This is a genomic window from Pseudoalteromonas sp. A41-2 (assembly GCF_015767615.1).
Lineage (GTDB): Bacteria > Pseudomonadota > Gammaproteobacteria > Enterobacterales > Alteromonadaceae > Pseudoalteromonas > Pseudoalteromonas lipolytica.
Window position 1 is genome coordinate 110,723 of sequence record NZ_CP065231.1, and the last position, 24,278, is coordinate 135,000.

19 protein-coding genes (1 of these 19 cut by a window edge) are annotated in these 24,278 nt (G+C 41.8%); 10 read left to right on the top strand and 9 right to left on the bottom strand.

The annotated features are described in order from the left end of the window. Positions 1-16: 16 nt before the first annotated feature. The 5 genes from hemC (at position 17) to add (ending at position 7,714) form a co-directional block, all read left to right on the top strand. The gene (gene hemC, locus IT970_RS00595; RefSeq protein WP_036974425.1) at positions 17-955 is read left to right on the top strand and encodes a hydroxymethylbilane synthase; all 939 of its coding nucleotides are present in this window, start codon (positions 17-19) and stop codon (positions 953-955) included. Between the two features lies 1 nt (position 956). Further along, positions 957-2,777, top strand: a complete 1,821-nt coding sequence (locus IT970_RS00600; RefSeq protein WP_118843890.1) for a uroporphyrinogen-III synthase — start codon at positions 957-959, stop codon at positions 2,775-2,777. After that, on the top strand, positions 2,774-3,883 hold the full coding sequence (locus IT970_RS00605; RefSeq protein ID WP_065978890.1) for a heme biosynthesis HemY N-terminal domain-containing protein: 1,110 nt from the start codon (positions 2,774-2,776) through the stop codon (positions 3,881-3,883). The genes IT970_RS00600 and IT970_RS00605 overlap by 4 nt, the downstream gene beginning before the upstream one ends. Before the next feature lie 30 nt (positions 3,884-3,913). Next, positions 3,914-6,610 carry a CHASE domain-containing protein gene (locus IT970_RS00610; RefSeq protein ID WP_036974432.1) on the top strand — a complete coding sequence of 899 codons (2,697 nt, stop codon included), beginning with the start codon at positions 3,914-3,916 and terminating at the stop codon, positions 6,608-6,610. A 102-nt stretch (positions 6,611-6,712) separates the two neighbouring features. Continuing rightward, positions 6,713-7,714 carry an adenosine deaminase gene (gene add / locus IT970_RS00615; protein WP_065978891.1) on the top strand — a complete coding sequence of 334 codons (1,002 nt, stop codon included), beginning with the start codon at positions 6,713-6,715 and terminating at the stop codon, positions 7,712-7,714. A 23-nt stretch (positions 7,715-7,737) separates the two neighbouring features. Here the strand turns inward: add and IT970_RS00620 are convergent, their stop codons facing one another. The 4 genes from IT970_RS00620 to IT970_RS00635 form a co-directional block, all read right to left on the bottom strand. Continuing rightward, positions 7,738-8,154, bottom strand: coding sequence for a CBS domain-containing protein (locus IT970_RS00620; RefSeq protein ID WP_036974436.1), 417 nt, complete (start codon positions 8,152-8,154; stop codon positions 7,738-7,740). Between the two features lie 145 nt (positions 8,155-8,299). Further along, a complete protein-coding gene (gene fre, locus IT970_RS00625) occupies positions 8,300-9,013 on the bottom strand; it encodes an NAD(P)H-flavin reductase (protein ID WP_196857507.1) in 714 nt (237 codons plus the stop codon). Between the two features lie 87 nt (positions 9,014-9,100). After that, a complete protein-coding gene (gene ubiD, locus IT970_RS00630) occupies positions 9,101-10,567 on the bottom strand; it encodes a 4-hydroxy-3-polyprenylbenzoate decarboxylase (RefSeq protein WP_196857508.1) in 1,467 nt (488 codons plus the stop codon). A gap of 85 nt (positions 10,568-10,652) precedes the next feature. Beyond that, positions 10,653-10,937: an MliC family protein gene (locus IT970_RS00635; protein WP_227006855.1), complete on the bottom strand. Its 285-nt coding sequence runs from the start codon at positions 10,935-10,937 to the stop codon at positions 10,653-10,655. A 155-nt stretch (positions 10,938-11,092) separates the two neighbouring features. On the opposite strand from IT970_RS00635, the gene IT970_RS00640 reads away from it, so the two are divergent. Continuing rightward, entirely contained in the window at positions 11,093-11,998 is a 906-nt protein-coding gene (locus IT970_RS00640; protein ID WP_065978905.1) for a DUF808 domain-containing protein, read from the top strand. Positions 11,999-12,278: 280 nt separating this feature from the next. Here IT970_RS00640 and IT970_RS00645 read toward each other — a convergent pair whose 3' ends face one another. Continuing rightward, positions 12,279-13,235, bottom strand: coding sequence for a tetratricopeptide repeat protein (locus IT970_RS00645; protein ID WP_196857509.1), 957 nt, complete (start codon positions 13,233-13,235; stop codon positions 12,279-12,281). Between the two features lie 181 nt (positions 13,236-13,416). On the opposite strand from IT970_RS00645, the gene dbpA reads away from it, so the two are divergent. Beyond that, positions 13,417-14,805 carry an ATP-dependent RNA helicase DbpA gene (dbpA, locus tag IT970_RS00650; protein WP_196857510.1) on the top strand — a complete coding sequence of 463 codons (1,389 nt, stop codon included), beginning with the start codon at positions 13,417-13,419 and terminating at the stop codon, positions 14,803-14,805. 2 nt (positions 14,806-14,807) lie between these two features. On the opposite strand, the gene IT970_RS00655 is transcribed toward dbpA, so the two are convergent. After that, positions 14,808-15,389, bottom strand: a complete 582-nt coding sequence (locus tag IT970_RS00655; protein ID WP_182395961.1) for a DNA-J related domain-containing protein — start codon at positions 15,387-15,389, stop codon at positions 14,808-14,810. 160 nt (positions 15,390-15,549) lie between these two features. On the opposite strand from IT970_RS00655, the gene IT970_RS00660 reads away from it, so the two are divergent. Next, positions 15,550-18,384: a tetratricopeptide repeat protein gene (locus tag IT970_RS00660; RefSeq protein ID WP_196857511.1), complete on the top strand. Its 2,835-nt coding sequence runs from the start codon at positions 15,550-15,552 to the stop codon at positions 18,382-18,384. Here IT970_RS00660 and IT970_RS16075 read toward each other — a convergent pair. The 3 genes from IT970_RS16075 to trxA form a co-directional block, all read right to left on the bottom strand. Then, complete coding sequence (locus IT970_RS16075; protein ID WP_196857512.1) at positions 18,357-19,607, bottom strand: methyl-accepting chemotaxis protein; 1,251 nt, start codon at positions 19,605-19,607, stop codon at positions 18,357-18,359. The genes IT970_RS00660 and IT970_RS16075 overlap by 28 nt on opposite strands. 297 nt (positions 19,608-19,904) lie before the next feature. Then, on the bottom strand, positions 19,905-21,164 hold the full coding sequence (gene rho / locus IT970_RS00670) for a transcription termination factor Rho (protein ID WP_036974448.1): 1,260 nt from the start codon (positions 21,162-21,164) through the stop codon (positions 19,905-19,907). A 181-nt stretch (positions 21,165-21,345) separates the two neighbouring features. After that, positions 21,346-21,672: a thioredoxin TrxA gene (trxA, locus tag IT970_RS00675; protein ID WP_036974472.1), complete on the bottom strand. Its 327-nt coding sequence runs from the start codon at positions 21,670-21,672 to the stop codon at positions 21,346-21,348. A 90-nt stretch (positions 21,673-21,762) separates the two neighbouring features. On the opposite strand from trxA, the gene rhlB reads away from it, so the two are divergent. Continuing rightward, a complete protein-coding gene (gene rhlB / locus IT970_RS00680; protein WP_036974450.1) occupies positions 21,763-23,040 on the top strand; it encodes an ATP-dependent RNA helicase RhlB in 1,278 nt (425 codons plus the stop codon). 45 nt (positions 23,041-23,085) lie between these two features. Beyond that, a protein-coding gene (gene gppA, locus IT970_RS00685) for a guanosine-5'-triphosphate,3'-diphosphate diphosphatase (RefSeq protein ID WP_036974452.1) crosses the window boundary here: on the top strand, positions 23,086-24,278 show its 5' portion. Its footprint extends 301 nt past the window's final position; the window shows 1,193 of its 1,494 coding nt (coding positions 1-1,193); the start codon lies at positions 23,086-23,088; its stop codon lies off the right edge, out of view.

Consider the following 24,278-nt stretch of genomic DNA (forward strand, 5'->3'; position numbering starts at 1 on the left):
AATAATTGGATTTTTCATGACACAGACAATCAAACGCGTTCGAATTGCCACTCGTAAAAGTGCGCTAGCGCTATGGCAAGCAGAATTTGTAAAAGCCCAACTTGAACACTTTCATGACGATGTGACAGTTGAACTCGTTCCAATGTCAACGCAAGGCGATATTATTCTTGATACCCCTTTGGCTAAAATTGGCGGTAAAGGCTTATTTGTAAAAGAACTTGAGCAAGCGATGCTTGACGGCCGCGCTGATATTGCTGTTCATTCAATGAAAGATGTACCGGTTGAGTTCCCTGAAGGGTTAGCGTTGCATACGATTTGTGAGCGTGAAGACCCACGAGACGCATTTGTATCAAACAACTTTAAGAGTTTAGATGCGTTACCACAGGGTGCAATCGTCGGTACGTCAAGTTTACGCCGTCAATGTCAAATTCGAGAAGCGCGACCAGACTTAGATATCCGTGATTTACGCGGTAATGTGAATACTCGCCTAGCGAAACTCGATGATGGCCAATACGATGCAATTATCCTTGCCGCTGCAGGTTTAATTCGCCTTGAAATGCCAGAACGAATCACTGCGTTCATCGAGCCAGAAGTCTCTTTACCTGCAAATGGTCAAGGTGCAGTTGGTATCGAATGCCGTATTGATGACGAAGTAACTAAAGCGTTACTGGCTCCGCTTGAGCATACAGAAACGCGTATTCGTGTTAATGCCGAACGCGCTATGAATCGCCGCTTAGAAGGCGGTTGTCAGGTGCCAATTGGTGCTTTTGCACTCGTGAATGATGATCACGTTTATTTGCGTGGTTTAGTTGGCGCGGTTGATGGTAGTCAAATGCTGCGCGACGACGTTACAGGCCCAGTAGCTGATGCTGAGAAGTTAGGCATTGAACTCGCTGAAAAGTTATTGGCGCAAGGTGCAGACAAAATTTTAGCTGACGTATACAGAGACGCGTAATATGCATATTTTGATAACTCGTCCAGAAGGAAAAGGCACTGAGCTTGCACTTGAGCTTCAGCAGGCGGGTTATCAAACGACCCTGTGCCCAGTATTGACGCTTGATTATCTTACGCCAAGTAGTCAAGCACTCGCGCCGCTTGAAAATGCCGACAAAATTATTTTTATCTCACAAGATGCCGTTCACGCATTATTAAAGCTTACCCCCACAATTAACAAAACTGCGCAGCTTTATGCGGTTGGCCAACAGACGGCAGATGCGATACATGAGGCATTTGGGCGACGCGCAGCAGTTCCTAAAAAACACGACTCCGAGGGCTTACTTGCACTAAAAACACTGCAAGATGTAGAGCTTAGCAATATTGTTTTAGTGAAAGGAGAAGGTGGGCGTACCACAATAGCAAAAACATTAAAACAACGTGGTGCCGTGTTAAATCAACTTGTTGTTTATAAGCGACGTGCCATAGAAAGCGAATCAGGTAAGTGGATGGACCACTGGCAAACAGCGGGTGTAGAGGGTATAGTCATTACAAGTAATGCGGCTGTTGATGCCATTTTTAATGGCTTAAATGAGTCACAGTTGGCATGGTTGAAGGGGTGTCAGTTTTATGTTGCTAGTGAACGTATCGCTGAATACCTACAACAAAAAAATGTCATTAGAACACATATACATATTGCTGCAGGGGCTAGTGATAGCGCTATGTTCGCCTGCATTAATCAGCAAGGTAGCAAAATGAGTGAATCAGATCTAAAACAGTCAGCCAAACCTGCTGCGGCTGAACCAGCAAAAAAGGCAGCAGCGGCTAAGCCTGCATCAAACCAAGTGGTTCAGCATAAAAAAGGGATAAGTAAAACCGGTAGTTTGGCACTGTTGATTTCACTTCTCGTTGCTTCAGCGGTCGGTTATGAGTTTTACCATAAACTGAATAGTGATCAGCAGTCTACTCTGGCATTTAACGAGCTGACAACTGAAAACCAACGTCTAAAGCAACAACTCGATGCCATCAAGAATGCTCAGCAAACTCTGCAACAAGCTTTGTATAATAGCGAGCAAAAAGTCGCGGATACGTTGCGTGAAAATGCCGAACAAACTCAGCAACAACTGCAAGCCGCTTTAAAGCGTGCTGAGCAACAAAGCTATACGTTAAACCCACAAGAAGTGACCAGTCTGCAGCGTATGGCTGAGTTTAAGTTGTGGGCTGAGCATGACTTTCGGGGAGCGGCTGCTGTTTTATCACGATTAGACAGCTTATTAGCAGAGCATCCTGGTACGGGGGCTATTCGCCAAGCAATTCATCAGGACTTACAAACTTTGAACGGCATTGACCCAGTGGCTGTTGAAGCGATTTATTTAAAGCTGCATGGCATCAATCAAAAAGTCGATGAGTTGGTATTTAACGCGATTTCATTACCTGAAGAAGTCAGCCAGGACGATCCTAATCAATTAAGTGAAAATGTCAGCGAATGGCGTCAGAATCTTGCAAAGTCGTGGCTGCAATTCAAAGATTTTTTTGTCACGGTTCGTACGCGAGAAGACATGGTTGTGGCGCCGTTTTTAAGTGAACAAGAGCGTCATTTAGTTAAACAGCGTTTAAGGCTCTATTTAGCACAAGCACAGGATGCGATTTTAACCAAGCAAAGTAGTGTGTACTTTACAGCGGTTGAAGCGGCACATGCGCTTGTGAAAGACTACTTTAAGCAAGATGATGCCGTGACTAAAGCTGCATTAAAGAGTTTAACTGAGCTTTCTAAAGAGCAACTCGATTTTAATCCTAACGTGTCATTGCAAAGTACGGAGCAGGTGAAGGAGTGGGCACAATGATCCGCTTTTTATTGCTGATAATTGCGATTGCAGTCTGTTTAGGCATTGCTCCTTTTTTTATAGATCAAAAAGGCTATGTACTGATTGCGTTCAATAAAACGACCATCGAGGGCACTATATGGGGGGTTGCAGCCCTTATTGTGCTGGGGTGTGGTATTGCTTACTTAGGGTATAAGTTGGTGCGTTATTTATGGTCGTTATATAGCCATACACGCCATCGTTTTTTTGCCCGCAGTGAAGAGCGCAAACAAGCGGCTATTGAACAAGGCGTATGGAGTTTGATTAATAACGACTACGCAGAGCTTGAATTAGCACTGGATAACAACAGTGTCGCAGAGCCGTGGACCGATATACGTTATGCGCTGCTTGCCAAAGCTGCACTGGCGAATAATAACAGTGAAAAAGCGATTAGCTATCTTGATAAAATCAACCAAGCAAATCAATTAAAAGTGGCTAATTTATGGCTTGCTAGCGGTGAATGCAGCACGATCTTTGCGGAATTAAAAACGTTAGCCGAGCGCAAAAAAGCAACAAACCTAGAGCTCAAAATGTATGCTCAGGTCTTAGTTCAAGAACAGAAATGGTCTGCGCTTGATGACTTTATGCCACGATTACTGCGTAAAAAAGTGCTCACAGAAAAAGAATGGCAACAGGTGTTTGACCGTTATTTTGCAGCGCAGGCTGACACCTCGTTAACCGAGCGTTTTGAGCAACTGACAAAGAACTTAAAACCAATGGCAGAAGTAAGTTACTTAAAAGCCATGGCGCGCGCAGGAAAACTAAATAAAATAGAGCTAAGCTTAATTAAAATGATTAAAAAGCCTCTGCAACATAAAGACTTAGCTCGTATTCTTCGCACTAGTGCAGCAGGTGATGCGCTAAAACTGCAGGCCAGTTTGCAAGATGTATTGAAGAAAGACACCGAAAATACCGACCTTCTTCTTGCGCTTGCGTGTTTAGCCAATGCGCATGGCGAATACGATTTAGCTGCACGTGTGTTTGATAAAGCACTGAACGCAACGAATCGTGACGACTACTTACAGCAAGCTGTATTGAGTTACAGTAAGAGTGGGCAACCAGACAAAGCATTGGTTCTGTATCAATAATTTTATGACTGCCAGTTAAGGAGTGATGGCTTGAAAAATGCGTTTACGTTAACAATAAGTATCGCTCTGGCCTACTTTTTTACGGGGTATTTAAGCAATTCTTTACTGGCAATCGACGGCTATGCTGTTGCAGCTTGGCCTCCATCGGGTATTGCTCTTGCCAGTATTTTACTCAGCCGAAACCGAGCACTCCCTGGGGTTTTGCTGGGTGCATTTCTGGTTAACTTAATTCATTTAGATAACGTATCCGACATTTTGCATTGGCAGATAATGCTGCAAGCAATCGGTGTAACCCTTGCCTCAACTTTTCAAGCTTGGCTTGCGTATTACATTATTATCCATTTAGTAAAAAACCCACTCGAACTTTCTTCGCTAAGACAAAGCGTACAAGGGCTGATTATTGGCGGTCCATTGTGTAGCTTAATAGCTGCCTCTGCAGGCACCGCATTATTGGTTATCAATGATGTGATCCCCCATTATATGGCGTTAAACAATTTTGTTGCTTGGTGGATTGGTGACAGCATTGGTGTACTGATTTTTACTCCATTGGTACTGGCTGCGTTTAGTTACAATCACATTCAACAACGTGTTCAAATTATTGTGCCGTCTCTGGTGATTTACATGATTATTTGTGTCAGCTTTTATGGCGCATCAAGTGTAAAAAAAGCTAAGGACGAGCAACGTCAACAGACTAAAGTAAGTGCCATTAAGACTAATTTAGAACACCGTGTTGGTGAAATACAGTCTCATCTAGCGTTACTGGCGACATTTTTTGCTAGCAGCGATGACGTTGATTTTAGAGAGTTTAAGCGCTTTACCTCTCGACAATTGCAAGATAGCACCGAAATAGCGGCATTTGAGTGGGCACCCAAAGTCATTCACTCACAGTTGAGTAATTACGAAAACTTACTGCGCGATGAGTTAGGTGACGACTATTACGTAAAAGAAAAAAATACTGAAGGTGAATGGCAAGCTGTCAGCAAACGCGATATTTATTTTCCAGTGCAGTACATTCATCCCTTGATTGGAAATGAAGCAGTGAAAGGCTTTGACTTGGCTTCAAGTGCGGTCCGTTTTGAGGCGCTGACCAATTCGCGCTTGAGTAAAAGTGTCACCGTCAGTGAACCTATTTCGCTCATGCAAGGGGGCGGGAATGAACGGGGAGTGCTGTTTTTCAACCCTGTGTATGCGGATTTACATCACCAAGTTGGTTTTAAAGGTTATGTTGTGGCTGTCGTTAACTTAGAGGTTTTGGCACAAACGCTTAACTACAACCAAAACACCGATATTGATGCCAGTTTTTATGATATGACGGATGGAGATAATCCCACCGAAATATTCAGTCCGCAGCGGGTTGGTACAAAGGTAATAGCGCATTTTAATTTCATTGTTGGTGAGCGTGTTTGGCAAGTAAAGCTGTGGGAGCCGGTTAAGCAATCCTCATGGCTTGTGTATTGGTTTGCGCAAATAGTGGGCATGCTATTCGTATGGTTGCTGATTACGTTTTTAATCTCGGTGACGGGCACGAATATTCAAATTCGACAGCAAGTGGCAAAACAGACACAAAGCTTACGAGAAGAAAAATTAAAAGCCGATAAAGCCAGTCAAATTAAAAGTGAGTTCTTGGCTAATATGAGCCATGAAATCCGCACCCCAATTAATGGTATCAAAGGGTTACATTATTTGGCGTTACAAGAGCAAGATTGGCAGCAAGCCCGCGCTTATATCGAACAAGCAGATGGTGCGCTAAACGTGTTACTGCGCGTTCTTAATGATGTGCTAGATTTTTCGAAAATCGAAGCTGGGCGATTAGAGCTGCACCAAGAACCTGTCGATATTAATAGCTTAATTAATGAGATCAGTAATTTAATGCAGTTTGAACTGAACTCACGCTCACTTAATTTTGTGGTTGATTACGACCGAAGTGAATCATTAGTGATTCAAACAGATGCTATTCGGTTGAAACAAATTCTGCTTAATTTACTTAATAATGCCGTTAAGTTCACCCCTGAAGGCGAGATCACGTTACGAATTTGGCAAGAAAATAAGATGACTTATTTTAGCGTCATTGATACGGGCATTGGGATTAAAAAAGAGGTGCAGGAGCAGCTATTTCAACCATTCTCTCAAGCCGATAGTTCGACATCTCGCCGCTTTGGCGGTACGGGACTCGGTTTAAGCATTTGTAAAAAGCTTATTGATTTAATGGGCGGAGACATAAGCCTAACGAGTGTTGAAGGGCAAGGCTCTACCTTTACATTCACAGTGCCGTTTGAGTCGCCTTTAGAGGCTGTTATCCACACGGATGACGTGCTATCAGAAATTGACATTTCGGCGATATCATTTGCGAATGTGGCTATTTTATTAGTGGAAGATAACCCGCTCAACCAGCATGTTGCGTGCGCTATTTTAAAAACAAAAGGGTGCCTTCCCGATGTTGCCAAAGACGGTCACGAAGCAATTAAGATGATTAGCGAAAAGAGTTATGATTTAGTACTCATGGATATTCAGATGCCGAATATGGATGGCTTGCAAGCAACGCAAGTTATTCGTAATGAATTATTAATAAATGACCTACCAATTATCGGCTTATCAGCGAATGCGCATGATGATGATTTGAAAAAAGGGCTGGCCAGTGGCATGGATGGATATTTAACGAAACCCATTGATGCCGATAAACTCTTTAAAACCTTGTGGTATCACTTACAAAATAAATCAGTGAATTAATGCAGACAATTGACCTCAATAAAGTAAATAAAATCATCTAAACTTGAAATATCAACGCGGGTACGTATGATCCGCGAAAACTGACTGAACTGAGTGCCAATTATGATCAACAACACACTTCCTTTGCTTGATATTCATCGCCACCTTGATGGTAATGTTCGACCACAGACAATTTTAGACTTAGGTCGACAGTTTAATCTTGCGCTACCGGCAGACCATATTGACGCACTTATTCCGCACGTACAGGTGATTGACCCTGAACCTAATTTAGTGGCGTTTTTACAAAAGCTTGATTGGGGTGTAAAAGTGCTGGGAGATTATGATGCGTGTCGTCGTATCGCAGTCGAAAATGTTGAAGATGCATTAGCACAAAAACTTGATTATGTTGAGCTGCGTTTTAGCCCTTATTACATGGCGCAAAGCCAAGGCTTACATCCACAAGGTGTTGTGGAAGCGGTTGTTGATGGTGTAAAAAGTGCTTGCCAAGGTGCCCCGATTAAAGTGAATTTGATTGGTATTATGTCACGTACGTACGGGACTGAAATTTGCCAACAAGAACTTGATGCACTGCTTGCATTTAAAAACGATCTTGTGGCGGTTGATTTAGCTGGAGATGAAATGGGGTTTCCCGGAGAGTTGTTTGTTAACCATTTTAAGCAAGTACACGATGCTTATTTGGCCGCGACGATTCATGCTGGTGAAGCGCGAGGCAGTGACAGTATTTGGCAGGCAATAAATCAGCTGGGTGCGACGCGTATTGGGCATGGCGTAAAAGCCATTGAAGATCCAAAACTTATGGACTATTTACGCGATAACCGCATCGGAATTGAATCTTGTTTAACCAGTAATATTCAAACCAGCACAGTGGCCGAACTGGCAAGTCATCCTTTAAAAACATTTTTAGATCACGGTATTTTGGCGTCAATTAATACGGATGATCCCGCCGTGGAAGGCATTGAAATTGAACATGAGTATCGTGTCGCTGCGCCCGCTGCGGGCTTAACCCAAACAGACATAGAAAAAGCACAAGCGAATGCGCTTGAAATTGCTTATTTGAGTAATGCCGATAAAGCCGCTTTAAGAGAGTTAGCTGCAAACCGCTAATGAGCAGCAGCTAGCTACAAAACTTACACTTGATGCTCTTGGCACGAGACATAGTTCTCATAAAGTGCTTTGAGCACATCGCCACGGCTGATCATGCCAACCACTTTGTTACCTTCAACAACTGGGTAGTTTTTGGGTTTGCCGGTCTTCATGCCGTCGGCAAGCTCAATGATATTTTGATCAATACTCACGGTGACGACATCTGTTCGCATTAGCTGTTTCACCTTTACCACACCATCGCAGAAATAACTGTTTTGCATTAGTGGTTGTAGTAATTCTTGCTCAGAAATAAAGCCAACCAAAGCTTTATTATCATCAAACACCGGCGCGCCTAATAGTTTAAACTTTTGCAGCTCGCTAATGGCGGTGGTCATTTCGGTTTCGGGTGTAATATGTGGCAACTTACGTTGCATAAAATCTTGTACTTTTGTATTTAGCATTTGGGTCTCTCCCCATCATTATTCTATATAAAGTATGGTCAAGGAAATGCAGTTTGTGAAATCGTTATATGGATTTAAGTGTGAGTTAAAACAAATAAAAAAGGCACCCAGTAAACTGGGTGCCTTCATAGCAAGAAAGGATCACTTACTTTATAAATGCAAATGCATCTGCGTACATGTTTTCACGAACTGCACCATGTGCAATAAAGTCATCACGCACAATGCCAATCATGTCAAAACGGCCAGCCATATATATATCGTATGGCTCAAGAGACACTATATCAGCCATGACCGCTTTGTGAACAAAGCCTGTTTTGCCAGACCAACTTGCAGGGGCATTTTCAACAACGGGAATGTATTGAAAGTGAGGGTTACTCTCAGCCCAAGTTTGCATTTCGTCATGGGCATAAAGAGCCGATTCTTCACGCACACCCCAGTAAAACAACACGGGGCGATCACAGCCTATTTCAGCTAGGTGATCAGCCATTGATTTTGCATACGAAAAGCCCGTACCGCCCGCTAATAAAATGATAGGGCGTTCGCCTTCAGTGCGAAGTTGTGACACACCTAAACCAACTTCAACGTTAACCTGTTGTTGTTCTGTATGAGCGTGACGTAAGTGTTCAAGTGCCTGCATTGCATATGAATCCGCACCTGATGCGCCTATGTGTAATTCAATTTGCTCAGTTTGCGATGGGCGACTAGCAATTGAAAAGGCACGCTTATCTTTTTCGCCTAATACAAGTTGCATATATTGGCCTGCCTCGAATGACACAGGTTGCTGTGGTTTCAAAATGACCTTATGTACGTGGTCTGTAAGCGGGCTGATCGCAACAACGTCAGCGAGTAATGTTTGCATAGTTTACCTTTATAAAGCAGAGACGCATAACCGATTGCGAGTGCGCTCACAACCGTTAATTTTTGAGCAGTTTATCACAGACACAGCTTAGAGAATATCTAAGCTGTTCCATATTTCATCAACACGATCTTTAATTTTTGGGTCCATTACAATGGGCTCACCCCATTCCCGATCGGTTTCTCCAGGCCATTTATTTGTCGCATCCATTCCCATTTTTGAACCTAGGCCAGAGACGGGTGATGCAAAGTCTAAATAGTCAATCGGTGTATTTTCAATCAGTGTGGTATCACGGGCAGGATCCATGCGTGTGGTTATCGCCCAGATCACATCATTCCAATCACGTGCATTTACATCGTCATCACAGACAATGACAAACTTTGTATACATGAACTGGCGAAGAAATGACCACACACCCATCATTACGCGTTTTGCGTGGCCTGGGTATTGTTTTTTCATGGTCACGACAGCCATACGATATGAACAGCCTTCAGGGGGCAAATAGAAGTCGACAATTTCTGGAAATTGCTTTTGTAAAATAGGCACAAAGACTTCATTTAATGCCACGCCTAATACCGCGGGTTCATCAGGTGGACGACCCGTATAAGTACTATGGTAGATTGGATTTTCACGATGCGTGATGTGCGTCACTGTCATAACAGGAAACTCATCTACCTCATTGTAATAGCCTGTATGGTCACCGTAGGGGCCCTCTGGGGCTGTTTCACCCGGCATAATATAGCCTTCTAAGATAAACTCAGCTGTTGCAGGCACTTGCAAGTCATTGGAAATAGATTTAACCACTTCGGTTTTACTACCGCGTAACAGGCCTGCGAATGCGTATTCACTGAGTGTATCTGGTACAGGTGTTACCGCGCCAAGAATAGTGGCAGGGTCTGCGCCAAGGGCTACCGACACTGGGTATGGCTCGTTCGGGTGTTCTTTGCACCACTCACGGAAATCAAGCGCGCCACCACGGTGAGATAACCAGCGCATAATGATTTTATTCTTACCTAATAATTGCTGACGGTAGATACCTAGGTTTTGGCGCTTTTTATAAGGTCCTTTGGTGACCGTCAGACCCCATGTGATAAGTGGTGCTGCATCACCCGGCCAACAGTGTTGAATAGGCAGTTTTGTTAAATCAACGTCATCGCCTTCAAGAATCACTTGTTGGCACGCTGCTTTTTTAACTTCCTTAGCTGGCATATTTAACACTTGTTTAAATACGGGGATTTGACCTAGCGCCTCTTTAATTCCTTTTGGTGGCTCAGGCTCTTTTAAAAAGGCCAGTAACTTACCGACTTCGCGCAGTTCACTCACATCATTTTGCCCCATACCCATCGCAACACGCTTGGGTGTTCCGAATAAGTTGGCAAGTACAGGAATTGAGTGGCCTTTTGGATTTTCGAATAATAGGGCAGGGCCTTCAGCACGTAAGGTGCGATCGGCTATTTCGGTCATTTCTAGGTAGGGATCAATCTCTTGTTTGATCCGCTTTAGTTCACCCTTTTGTTCTAATAACTCGATAAATTCGCGAAGATCTTTGTATTTCATTTTGGTCGCTTAAACGCTGAAAAAACTGTCGCTATTATACTCAAAATCAATCTTTAAGCTAATTTAGCAGGGAGAATTCGCTGTTTTATTGGGCGAGAGCACAGTGGTATTTTTTACCTCTCAAAATGAGCATAGCCTCAGGACCTTTAGACCAAAAAAGTACGGTGTCATTACTGTACTTTACACCCGAGGCGCTGACTTGTCGGCTTAGTAAAAAAGACTCTTGTTGAAATGAAAGTGTTGCTTGCTCTTCATTGATGTCGGTAATACTCGCGATTTCTTCATCGCACTTATAATTGTTTGGCGCACTTTGCTCGGCACAAGCACACAAGGTGACTAAAGCGAGCCCTAAAGTAAGTGGCTTAATCATGGAAACACCCCTGTTTTAATGAATCTACCCAAACCATTGGAAATGTGTTTCTTCAGATGGTGTGGATTTATAAGCCTAACAAAGAAAAATTAACCGTTGGTGAAAATACCAGGATAAGTTATGTTGTTATTGAAATTAATGGGCAAGGAGCTGCTATGGCTGGGACTAACTTATTAACCTTACTTGATGATATTACAACGCTTTTAGATGATATTGCGACAATGAGTAAAGTCGCAACTAAAAAAACAGCAGGGGTATTGGGTGACGACCTAGCACTCAATGCGCAACAAGTAACTGGGGTCACGGCTGATAGAGAATTACCCGTAGTCTGGGCTGTTGCAAAGGGATCGTTTATCAATAAAGCGATACTGGTGCCTGCCGCATTATTGATTAGTGTGTGGTTACCTTGGCTTATCACGCCACTTTTAATGATAGGTGGCTTATTTTTGTGTTTTGAAGGTGCTGAAAAAATTATTGAAAAGCTGTTTGATCACACAAAAGCTGAAGATGAATCTGTCATCGAACATCAAGACTTGTACGAATACGAAAAACAGAAAGTGAAAGGGGCTATTCGCACGGACTTTATCCTCTCAGCCGAAATTATTGTTATAACCTTGGGCACAGTTGCCGGTGCTACACTGGTTAATCAAGCATTGGTGTTAACGGTTATTGCAATCATTATGACTATCGGCGTTTATGGTCTCGTTGCAGGCATTGTAAAACTTGATGATGCCGGTTTGTATTTGCTGCAAAAAGCCCAGCAAACAGGCGGGAAATTTAAACAGCTATTAGGCACCTTTTTAGTTGCTGCAGCCCCTCAGTTGATGCGTTTTTTAGCGTTCGCAGGTACAGTTGCAATGTTTTTGGTTGGCGGTGGCATACTCGTTCACGGCATACCTGTGTTGCATCACGCTCAGCAAGGCGTGAGTGAGTTTGCACTTACTTATCTTGGTAAAACAGGGGAAGTTGTAACACCGATTTTATTCGATGGTTTGCTTGGCGTCGCTGCGGGGAGTGTGGTGGTGCTAGTGGTTGAGTTGTGGCACAAAGTGAGAAATTAAATAAAAAGTGCCGGCGAGAAACCTCGCCGGCAAGAAATTAGCACGGGAACGTAAGCGTGCTAATGTGCAGGGTGTTCCTTTAAGCTATATAAACCCAAAGGTGTTTGTCTTCTGGCACTCATAGAACCCCTAAAACAAAGCAGGAGAATTATTCTGCTCTTTCTATCTATACTTCATTATGCATCAGTTAAAATATGTTATAACGTAACCTAACTGATATAAATAACCAATGCGTTTGTTATTCATTGGTTTACTTTATTGGATGTTATAAAAAGTGGATTTAATTTGTGTTTAAATTACTGCAGTCGTAGCTTAGGCATAATTCAGCAAGTTCAATTTTAGCTTTGAGGTTGCCTTGTTGTGTGGCTTTATTGAGCCAATAGGCCGCTTTTTCTAGACTTTTTTGAGTGCCTTGACCATCGCGATACATTTGCCCTAAGTTAAGTTGCCCCCACGAATACCCCCCCTCTGCAGAAAGCGTAAAACTGTCTAGCGCTTCTGTGTAAAGCCCATCTTTAAAATAAGTGATACCTTCTTGATTGTGCTTATCAAGTTTTACGCCGGTATATAAGGGTTTCGGCTTTGGTGGGTGCATTACAAAGCCTCCGAATAAGCTATAAAGCTCAGGGCGCATGATTTTGTAAATGCTGTTGTCTTCATAAAATTGCTGTATTTGTTCTTTGCGAAAGGTCATGGTTTTACTTGAGAAATAATTATCTTGGACCAACATGCTTGTGCGCATAGCAATTTCAATGTCTTTATTATATTTGTAGGTGTAATTACCGACACGAAAGGTCATGTTGTCATTATCAAATTCAACCAGTTGCGCCACTTTTAAATTATTAATCCGTTTTGGGGTGTCGGTAAATTTGTCAGCGTGGACAAAATACGTGTCGAACAGTTTTGGCTTATTTATATAACTAACTTCGTTCGTAGTTTGTTGATGAACACCAAGCACAGTTTGAATTAAAAAATAGCCTAAAAGTAACACGCCGGCAAAGTACTTAATAATCGAGAGCATTTCTAAAGTAGGAAGTGCGTACCAAGACACGGGAGTCATATAGCCACAATCATCACACTGGCGCTGATAACTGATTGATAGTGGGATAACTGGCAAAATAGTAAAACGCAGTATCTTGCTGTGATTGGTTAATGAATAATGCTCGCTTTGACAGTGGGGGCATGTTTTAGGTTGTTTGTAAAAAACATCAGCAGCAGCAGTATTAAAAAGTAGCATAGTGTCTTCCTTGGTAATAACTACAAACTAGAACAAATGCAGCAAGTTATAAAGATGCAAACTGTAACCAAATATGAATTTCAGTATGAAAGGCTTTTCACTTAGAGAATAAATCCATTCTCTGCTATGATCCTCTGAATCTTCGAGGATATCCCTCCACTATCAAGTTTGGAATGTTACTGTGACTGCTACTGCTTTTTCATCGTTGGCTTTGCCGCAAGAGTTAATCGATAATTTATCGACCTTAGGTTATTCACAAATGACGCCAGTGCAAGCGCAAAGTTTGCCGGTCATTTTGCAAGGAAAAGATATTATTGCCCAAGCTAAAACTGGCTCAGGGAAGACTGCTGCATTCAGTTTAGGCGTGCTGGCTAAATTAAATGTTAAACGTTTTCGAATCCAATCATTAATTCTCTGCCCAACGCGTGAATTAGCTGAGCAGGTTGCAGAAGAAGTCCGTAAGTTAGCGCGTAGTATTCACAATATTAAAGTACTTACTTTGTGTGGTGGCGTATCAATTGGACCGCAAATTGGTTCGCTTGAACATGGTGCACATATTATCGTAGGTACACCAGGGCGGGTCGATGACCATATTCGTAAAGGGACATTGCGCTTAGATGATGTTGAAACTTTAGTGCTTGATGAAGCCGATCAAATGCTCGACATGGGTTTTCAAGATACCTTAGATGCGATTGTTGAATGCATTCCAGCCCAGCGTCAAACATTATTGTTCAGTGCGACGTATCCGAAATCAATAGCAGCAATTGCAGAGCGTGTATTGAGCAATCCTGAGACAATCAAAGTTGAAGAAGAGCAGGCAAAGAGCACAATAAAACAGTACTTTTACAAACTTGATAATAACAAGCAGCGCTTTAATACTTTAAAACTTTTACTGTTAAAGTTTCAGCCAGAAAGTTGTGTGGTGTTCTGCAACACGAAAGTTGAGACTCAGCAAATTTGTGATGACCTTTTTGCTGAAGGATTTAGTGCCGTCGCATTGCATGGTGATTTAGAACAGCGAGAACGAGAACGTACATTAATTCGTTTTTCTAATAAAAGCGCCTCAATTTTAGTCGCGACGGATGTTGCTGCACGCGGGCTTGATATTAATGATATGGATATGGTGGTGAATTACCACTTAGCACATGACCCTCAAACACATGTGCATCGTGTGGGCCGCACCGGGCGTGCAGGTAAAAAAGGGATTGCCTGTTCAATTTATGGTGAAGCTGAGCAGTTTAAAGTGGCACAAATAGGTGATCACTATGAAAAAGATTTTGAACCAGAGCCTATTCCGCCGTTTAGTTTATTAGAAAAGCCAGCTTATAAGCCTACAATGGCAACGCTTATGATTGATGCAGGTAAAAAGCAGAAAATTCGTGCGGGTGATATTTTAGGGGCGCTAACGGGTAAAGAAGGGATCGCGGGACACCAAGTTGGTAAAATAAATGTACTTGATAATGTTGCCTTTATTGCTGTTGAGCGTGCTGCTGTTAAGCCTGCTCTGCGTAAATTAACAGAAGGTAATATTAAAAAGCGTAAAATACGAGCTCGTCGATTAACGCGCTAAAATTAATGTGAGCAATTCGCCTTGAGTTGCTCATATTCTTGTCGTATTTTTTTGAACTTGGTAGCAGAACCTTGTCGATCAGGGTGATACTTTAAGGCGAGTTGTCGCCACCGTTTTTGCAGCTCTCTATATGAATAATCTGCAGGGAGTTGCCAGTGTTGTATGATCGGGTAAAGTTGCTCAGCTGATACTTGAGTAAGACAGAAGCGATTGTGTGTGCTAAAACGCTGCCAAAATTGGTCAAGTAATGCATCAATGGCGTCTCGTGACGTGTCATAGTTTTGCCAATCTAAATAATATGCTCTTAGCGGATCGTCTTTTTCTGGACGGTCTGTAGGGCATGTATCTATAAGCTCTATATGAAGCGATGCAATCTCTAATCGCTGGGTCGGGGCTAGCTGTGCTTGTAACTGATACAATCCGTTCATAATTAGAAAATTACGTTTAAAGAGGTCTTTTTGCGGGTCTTCATCGAGTTGCTTAAGGTAATTCGTCTCTCCCAGCGCGCTGGCTAGCGTATGCACCTTCCAAGTAGACTGTCGTAGGAGAAGGTAAAAAATCTCATCAATCAGTGGGTTAACCATTGTTCGTAGGCCAATGTTTAGTGTAATCTTAAAGTATATACGCTAACACAGCTGCGTTATTGAAACTACGATCATGTTTTAGGTTTAAAGGAATGCATTTGGCGATGCTTTAGCGAGTTCTGCTAATGCACGCTTGGTTGATTTTTAGGGATATAAACATATGTACATCACATTGCGCCTCAGCTTGCTTTATTCAACGCTCGCGTGTGTCTGTTTGTTTTTTACGTCTCCTAGTTTTTCATCTCACTCATTGTTTGAGCAGTTTACGCAATCACAGCAATGGGATGAGAAAAAACAACTTTCAATAAAGCTGCTAGCCGCACCTAATATCACATCCGATGAAAAATTAGAGGTTTATCTACAGTTAGCTGACTTTGCACTAGAGAAAGATAATTTCTCTGCTGCAGTGGAACACTATCAACTGGCTGCAACATCAACCTCTTTTGAAGAGCATCCACAACGTTATTTTCAAGCTCTTAAAATGCAAGGTGTGACCTATTATTATCAAGGGTTAATGCAGCAAGCCGTGAGTGCGTATATGCGTGCCTTGAGTGTTGCAAGAAATATGGAGCAGCCAATTTCTGAAGCTAACCTTTTGAGTAATATTGGTCTTGCTTACTTCAATATGTTTAATATGAATCAAGCGCTTGATTATTATAAACAAGCGAAAACGATTTACGATAAATATGGAACAGCACAAGATAAAGCGGATATTTTGCACAATATAGCGGGTATTTATATCCGTTTGTCTAGCTACGATATTGCACTGGATATGTATCGAGAAGCACTGGCTATTTTTCAAAAGCTTAATGATGAAGATGGTATCGCTCAATCTTATGGCAATATGGGAGTGGCTTACTCAGAGCTTGGTGAGTATCAACTGTCATTGCATTACTACCAGCGTGCTTTGCGCCATTACCAAGAAACGAATGATGCATACTACCTGTCCTCTCGACACGGTAACATTGCTAACGTGTACTTGCGAACGGGCGATCTTGAGATGGCCTTAAGTCACACGGAAAAAGCGATAAAATTCGCAAAGCAAATTGATAATAAGGGGCTCGAGTTAGCGGGGTTATTATCACAAGCGAAAATCGAGCTGTTACAAGGGAAGTTACCTGAAGCAGAAGTCACGCTTAACACATCTGTTAGTATGGCGAAAGAGTATAAAGATGAGCTCAGAGTACTCGATGGTTTGGGTATGCATGCATTGATAAAAGCGGGTCAAGGAGACTTTGAAAGTGCAGTGTCATACTTTGATAGCTTTGTTCGCAAAATGAATGCATCTAAAAATGAACAGCTTTTAAAATCATTGGGTAAACTACAAAGCCAAATTCAAGCCAGTCAGTTAAATCAAGAAATTGTCGATCTTAAGCAACATCAGCATGTGCAAGAGCTTGAAATGTCAAAACAACGCCAGCTAACGATCATGCTGTTCATTTTGTTTGTAATGATTGTTGTGACAGGAATTACTATTTACCGACGCAAGATTGAAAAAGAGGCGAAGGAGCAACTCTCTTTAATGGTGGCTAAGCGCACCCAAGAACTTGAAGAAATTGCAGAGCAGTTGCGTAGTGCAAATGATATCAAAAGTCAGTTTCTTGCCAATATTAGCCATGAAATCCGCACTCCACTGACTGCTATTCTTGGTCAAACCGATCATTTAATGAATGGTCTTTATAAGCCTGAGAAGTTGAATGAAGAACTTGCGGTTATTCAAAAACAAAGTGATCACTTAAAAGAGCTTATTAATGATGTACTTGATATTAGTAAGATTGAGGCGAATAAACTTGAGTTGAACTTAGAAGAGGGCAACTTAGTGGAATTACTGACAGATGTGCATTCTATGCTGAGCGGTCAGGCGAAAGAGAAAGGATTAAAATTTGCGTTTCAAAATCAACTTGGTGAGCAGTTTTTCAGCTACTTAGATTTTACGCGTGTAAAACAGATATTAATAAACTTATGCGCGAATGCCATCAAGTTTACTCAGCAAGGAGAAGTTGAGTTACATGTATCGCGCGTCGAGCAAGGCATTGTGTTTCGCATTAGAGATACCGGCATTGGCATGAATGCTGAGCAATTGAAACTAATTTTTGATTGCTTTAGTCAGGGTGATAACAGTATTAGTCGTCGTTTTGGTGGTACTGGGCTTGGACTTAGCTTGTCGCAGCAATTGGCGATGATGATGGGCGGGTACATCAGTGTTGAGAGCGAGGCGAATAAAGGCAGTGAGTTCTCTTTTTACTTACCCTGTAAAGAACTTGAGCCTGCGGCGTATATTGATGACAATCAAGCGATTACACACTCAGCTTCTAAAGGATTGTCAGGCAAAGTATTACTTGCCGAAGATCACCCAGATAACAGACGCTTAATTTGCCGTTATTTAGAATCTATGGGGCTAGAAGTCATTACAGCAGAAAATGGTGAGCAGGCTGTTGAGCAATGTTTAAAAGAGTTCCCAGATGTGGTGTTACTCGATATTCAAATGCCAGTACTTGATGGTTTAAGCGCATTGAAGCTATTACAAAAATGTGGCTTTACTCAACCTGTATACGCATTAACTGCGAATGCGATTAGCCACCAAATTGAAGGTTATTTAGAAGCGGGTTTTACTGGGTATCTTGCTAAGCCAATCGATAAAAAAGTGTTTTACACGCAGCTTGCAAAGCATTGTAAAAGTACCTCTCAACTAGCTAATTCAATGCCCGATACGCGTGATCTTGTCACTAGCTTTATCAATAGTTTTGCCTACGAAGCGGACTTGATTCAGCAGCATTTCTCAGCGGATGATTTAATGAGCTTACAACAAGATGCTCATCGAATTGGAGGGGCTGCAAAAATGTTTGCCTTAGATGATATTGCACACAGTGCTTTAGCACTCGAGCTGGCCATAAAAAACAAGACAGCGTTTGAAATTAATCACTTAGTAACGCAACTACTCGAGCTTATGCACTGCACACGTTTAGCTCAAAATAGCTCAATATCACCATCTTGAGCTTGTTTTATTTCTTCGTCATTGATGAATCGTGAGCGGTCTACTCGCTTTTTTAAATCAATGCTAGGGTAGGTCACTTTAAACATCGACAACTTATTATCTATTGAATGTGCGAGATTAACGAGATCCTTACTTGAAACGGCTTGAATTTGTGTGCTGGATAATGCATCTGAGTTAATTTCAACCATAGAGTCAATACTTGCTTGTGCTTCATCAGACATTTGGCTTTGCAGTGCAACTTGTGCGTGAATACTTTCTGATAAAGCATCGATGGCTAACATCGCTTGTTCTATTTTATTTGTTTCACGTGTTGATTCGTCAGATAGCTTAACGGTGTGCTCTGTTTCTTTTAATGCCTTTTGCATCAACTGATTCGCTTGCTCAGTATTATGCTGAATTTTAGCAACCATATTTCGAACTTCTTGTGTTGATTTGCTTGTGCGTGCAGCTAAGTTTCGAACCTCATCAGCTACCACTGCAAACCCTCTTCCTTGCTCGCCTGCTCGGGCTGCTTCAATGGCGGCATTAAGAGCCAATAAGTTAGTTTGTTCGGCAATACTATTAATGACCTCAATCACAGAACCTATTGCGTCGCTATCTTGCTTGAGCAAAACAATTTGTTGGCTTGTTTGATTAATATTATCGGCGAGTTTTAATAAACTTGATTGACTCTTATCAGTGTCTAAACGGGTTTGTTTTACGGAATTCGTGGCATTAGAAACCGCATGATAAATTTGCTCTAAACTTCGATCGAGCTCTCTTGATACGTCAATGGTACGCTTTATTGTAATGGCGAGATCGACACCGTGAGCATCTTGAATCGTGGCTTTTTGGGTCATAGAGGCATAAGTGTCTCTTAGTGCATCCGCCATAGGGAGCAATCGCGCAGAAGAACAATAAATCTCTCCGAGCAAGTGCTCTACTGTGGTTAAACTTTCATTTAATGCATGGCATGCTTGCGGTAAATTAGGGTTATTTTCATCAAAACGAAAGGAGAAGTTAATACCTTGCTCTGCGGTCATATTCGTCGCAAAGTCATTTAAGAAGTCCAGCTGCTGCTTGTCTGTCGAATAGAGACTATAAATCATTACTGCCCACGGTCCACAGATAAAGAGACTGAGTATAAGTAGAGCCGAAGTAGAGAAATCAAACACAGCAAAACTAGCAATACACCCCAGTAAGCTTGTTAAAAACAGAGCGATTGCTATTTTAATGCGCGTCATTGAGTGTTCCTAAGCATTTCATCTCATTATTTATAGAACAGCTTTCAATGAAATTCCATTTATATTATGAACTTATATTAACCTGAAATAACACTTACCCACGTGGCTAAGTGACAGTGGTTGTTATCAGTGATAGATATTTCTTATTTAGAACAACAAAATAACAAAAGAGTAGGCAGGGGTATTACTTGCTTCAAATAGAGTATTGAATGCAGCGAATGGGTATCAAAGGGGCTTCTTTTGGGCAAAAAAAATGCCTGTTTAATACAGGCATTTATTTAAAACATTCAAATGTGATTATTGACGTTTCATTGAATCGAAAAACTCGTCATTGGTTTTGCTCATTGACAGTTTATCAATTAAAAATTCCATCGCATCAATTTCTGACATGTCATGTACGATCTTACGTAAGATCCACATTTTTTGTAGCTCATCAGGTTTAGTCAGCAACTCTTCGCGACGGGTACCAGAGCGGTTAAAGTCAATGGCAGGGAATACACGTCTTTCAGCAATCTTACGATTTAAGTGTAATTCCATATTACCAGTGCCCTTAAATTCTTCGTAGATAACTTCGTCCATTTTCGAACCAGTATCAATAAGCGCTGTCGCGATGATTGTCAGGCTTCCGCCTTCTTCAACGTTACGTGCCGCACCGAAGAAACGCTTAGGCTTATGTAATGCGTTTGCATCAACACCACCGGTTAGTACTTTACCCGATGAAGGAATTACCGTGTTGTATGCACGAGCAAGGCGTGTAATTGAGTCAAGTAAGATAACCACGTCTTTTTTGTGCTCAACAAGGCGTTTTGCTTTCTCGATTACCATTTCAGCAACCTGAACGTGACGGCTTGCAGGCTCATCGAATGTTGAAGCAATCACTTCACCTTTTACAAGGCGCTGCATTTCGGTTACTTCTTCAGGACGCTCATCGATAAGTAATACCATCAGCTCACAGTCTGGTTGGTTATAACTGATCGATTGGGCGATATTTTGCAGAAGCATCGTTTTACCTGCTTTCGGTGGTGCAACGATAAGTGCGCGCTGACCTTTACCAATTGGCGAGGCTAAATCGAGTACACGCGCTGTGATGTCTTCTGTACTACCATTACCGCGCTCCATACGTAAACGTTCATTTGCGTGGAGTGGAGTAAGGTTTTCAAAAAGGATTTTAGTGCGTGAGTTTTCAGGTTTATCGAAGTTTACTTCATTTACTTTCAGTAAAGCGAAGTAACGTTCACCGTCTTTCGGTGGACGAATCAAACCGGAAATAGAGTCACCAGTACGCATGCTGAATCGACGGATTTGACTCGGAGATACATAAATATCGTCAGGACCGGCTAGGTAAGATGCTTCAGATGATCTCAAGAAACCAAAACCATCTTGTAAGATTTCTAATACACCGCCGCCATAAATGTTCTCACCGCTTTTTGCGTGTGCTTTAAGAATGGCGAAAATAATGTCTTGTTTTCTTAAACGGGCTACGTTTTCGAGCCCCATGGACTCAGCTAAGTTTACAAGCTCTTTGATAGACTTGTCTTTTAATTCGCGTAAATGCATATTGGTGGGTTCTTTATTACAATTGTCATACTCAAAATCGTCGTTTGATACATGAGTGAGGTTTGTTGGTATAACTAAGGATTAGTTGGCTTTATAAACTAGCAGGTCACTAGCAAGGCGTCCAGTCTTTAAACAAAATAAAGCTAAAAAAAGGGCAAAAAGCCCTTTTTTTATTATTTCATTAGATGTTGTTTTCTAAAAACTCAACTAATTGAGTCTTAGAAAGGGCACCTACTTTAGTGGCTGCAACTTGACCATCTTTGAAAAGAAGAAGTGTAGGGATACCACGAATACCAAATTTAGGTGGTGTGCCTGCATTTTGGTCAATATTCAGTTTTGCAACGGTAACACGACCATCAAAATCGCCTGCTACTTCGTCAAGAATTGGGGCGATCATCTTACAAGGTCCGCACCATTCTGCCCAAAAATCAACAAGTACAGGTTTGTCTGATTGAAGTACGTCAGCTTCAAAGCTATCGTCAGTTAATTGAATAATTTTCTCGCTCATTGCGATCTCCGATAAGTTAGGCGAAATATTTAATGCGTATTTAAACACTCTTGTTTCTTATTGCAAGTTTAAACGTTATGCTTAAACGCTATGACTAAGACACATTTGACCGATAAAAAGTTTTCAGACTTTGCTATCGCACCGGAAGTGGTTGCCGGTTTAACCGAAAATGGGTTTGAATATTGCACACCCATACAAGCTAAATGCCTACCTTTTATTTGTGAGGGCCGTGATATTGCGGGCCAAGCACAAACAGGTACGGGCAAAACGTTGGCGTTTTTAACGGCCACGTGCCATCGGTTATTACAATCTAGCAAAGCACCTAGTAAACATCCAAGAGCCCTGATCATGGCCCCTACGCGGGAGCTGGCGATTCAGATACACAAAGATGCAAAAATTTTAGCGCCACATTGTAATCTTAACTTAGGATTAGTATATGGTGGCGAAGATTATGAAAAACAACGTGCACAACTAGAAAAAGGCGTTGATATTTTAATTGGGACGACTGGACGCCTTATCGACCTTTATAAGCAGGGCTGTTATACCCTGAACGAAATTGAGGTTGTTGTGCTTGATGAAGCGGATCGCATGTTTGATTTAGGCTTCATTAAAGACATTCGTTATATGTTCAGACGTATGCCGGAAGCATCTGAGCGTTTAAATTTATTGTTTTCAGCGACCTTATCGTATCGTGTACAGGAATTAGCATTTGAACATATGACTAATCCTGAGCATGTACAAATTGAACCTGATGTGAAAACAGGTAAGCGCATTCAGGAAGAGCTCTTTCATCCATCACAAGATGATAAAATTAAGTTGTTGTTAACCTTAATTGAAGAAGAATGGCCTGAAAAAGCCATTGTGTTTGCAAATACCAAGCACAGTTGTGAAAACGTGTATGCGTGGATGAAGGCGGATGGGCATCGCGTTGGGTTATTGACTGGTGATGTTAACCAGAAAAAACGTCAGTCAATTCTGGCGCAATTTACCAAAGGTGATTTAGACTTTTTAGTTGCGACCGATGTTGCAGCGCGTGGTTTACATATTCCAGAAGTAAGTCACGTATTTAATTTTGATTTGCCAGATGATTGTGAAGACTATGTACACCGAATTGGACGTACAGGACGTGCTGGCGCATCAGGTCATGCAATCAGCTTTGCCTGCGAACAGTATGCTTATAATCTTCACGAAATCGAAGAATACATAGAGCACAGCATTCCATTATCACATTATGATAAAAGTGCATTGCTTGATGATTTAACAAAGCCTACTATTCAGAAAAAGCGGAACTATTCAACAGGCCCACGTAATCGTAATAACAACGGACGTCGACCAAATAATAGTTACCAAAAATCACGGTCATCATAACTGGCCGTTGTTTAAGACGTAGTAGTAACTAGAGGTTTTTGAACGGTGGGGCAACTTCAACCGCAAAAAAATGTGTATGCAGTTATCGATTTAGGATCAAACAGCTTCCATATGCTGATTGCCAAATCGATGGCTGGCGGCCTACAAACTATTGGCCGAGTCAAACGCAAAGTAAGGCTAGCAGCAGGACTTGATGAAAACAATGTTCTAAGTACTGAAGCCATGCAACGAGGCTGGGAATGCCTCGCCTTGTTCGCTGAACGTTTACAAGATATACCAAAGAAAAATATCACCATTGTTGCAACCGCAACACTGCGCCTTGCTATTAATGCCGATGTATTTCAACAAAAAGCTGAGAAAATCCTTGGCCATAAAATCAATGTTATAAGTGGCGAGTTAGAAGCAAAGACTATCTATAAAGGGGTTGCTCATACATCTTCATGTGGTGGTCGACAGCTGGTTATTGATATTGGTGGAGCAAGCACTGAGGTTGTCATTGGAAAAGGTTTTGACGCGTTGCATTATAAGAGCCTCAACATGGGGTGTGTCACTTTCCTTGAGCGCTATTTCAAAGATCAAAAGCTGAGTAACAAAAATTTCAATACCGCTATTAAAGCAGCGCGAGATGTTGTTGAAGATATTGTACCTGAATATAAAGCTGCTGGATGGGAGATTGCCAGTGGTGCATCCGGTACAGTTCAAGCCATTCAAGAGATTATGGTTGCGCAAAACCAGGATGAGTTACTAACGCTAGATAAACTGTTAGCAATTAAAGAACAGTCAGTCACGTTTGACACCATTGCTGATCTTGAATTACCTGGTCTTAGTGAAGAGCGTCGTTTGGTGTTTGTATCTGGACTTGCAATTCTTATTGCTTTATTTGAATCGTTAGAAATAAAGCAAATGGGGCTTGCGCGCGGTGCATTGCGTGAAGGTGTGTTATATAGCATGGTGCCTGAGCTACATAATCATGATATTCGCAAACGCACCGTTGATGGTTTAATGAATCGTTACCATGTTGATCAAAAACAAGCGTGCCGAGTAGCGCAACTTGCGGAACAACTGGCAATAAGTGTAATGAACCAATGGCAATCAATGGATAGTAATGCGATTGCACTGTTAAAGACTGTGGCTAAATTGCATGAGATTGGTTTGCTAATCGAATATAAGCTTTACCATAAACATACGGCCTATATATTAGAAAACACAGACATGCCTGGCTTTTCACAGTCAGAGCA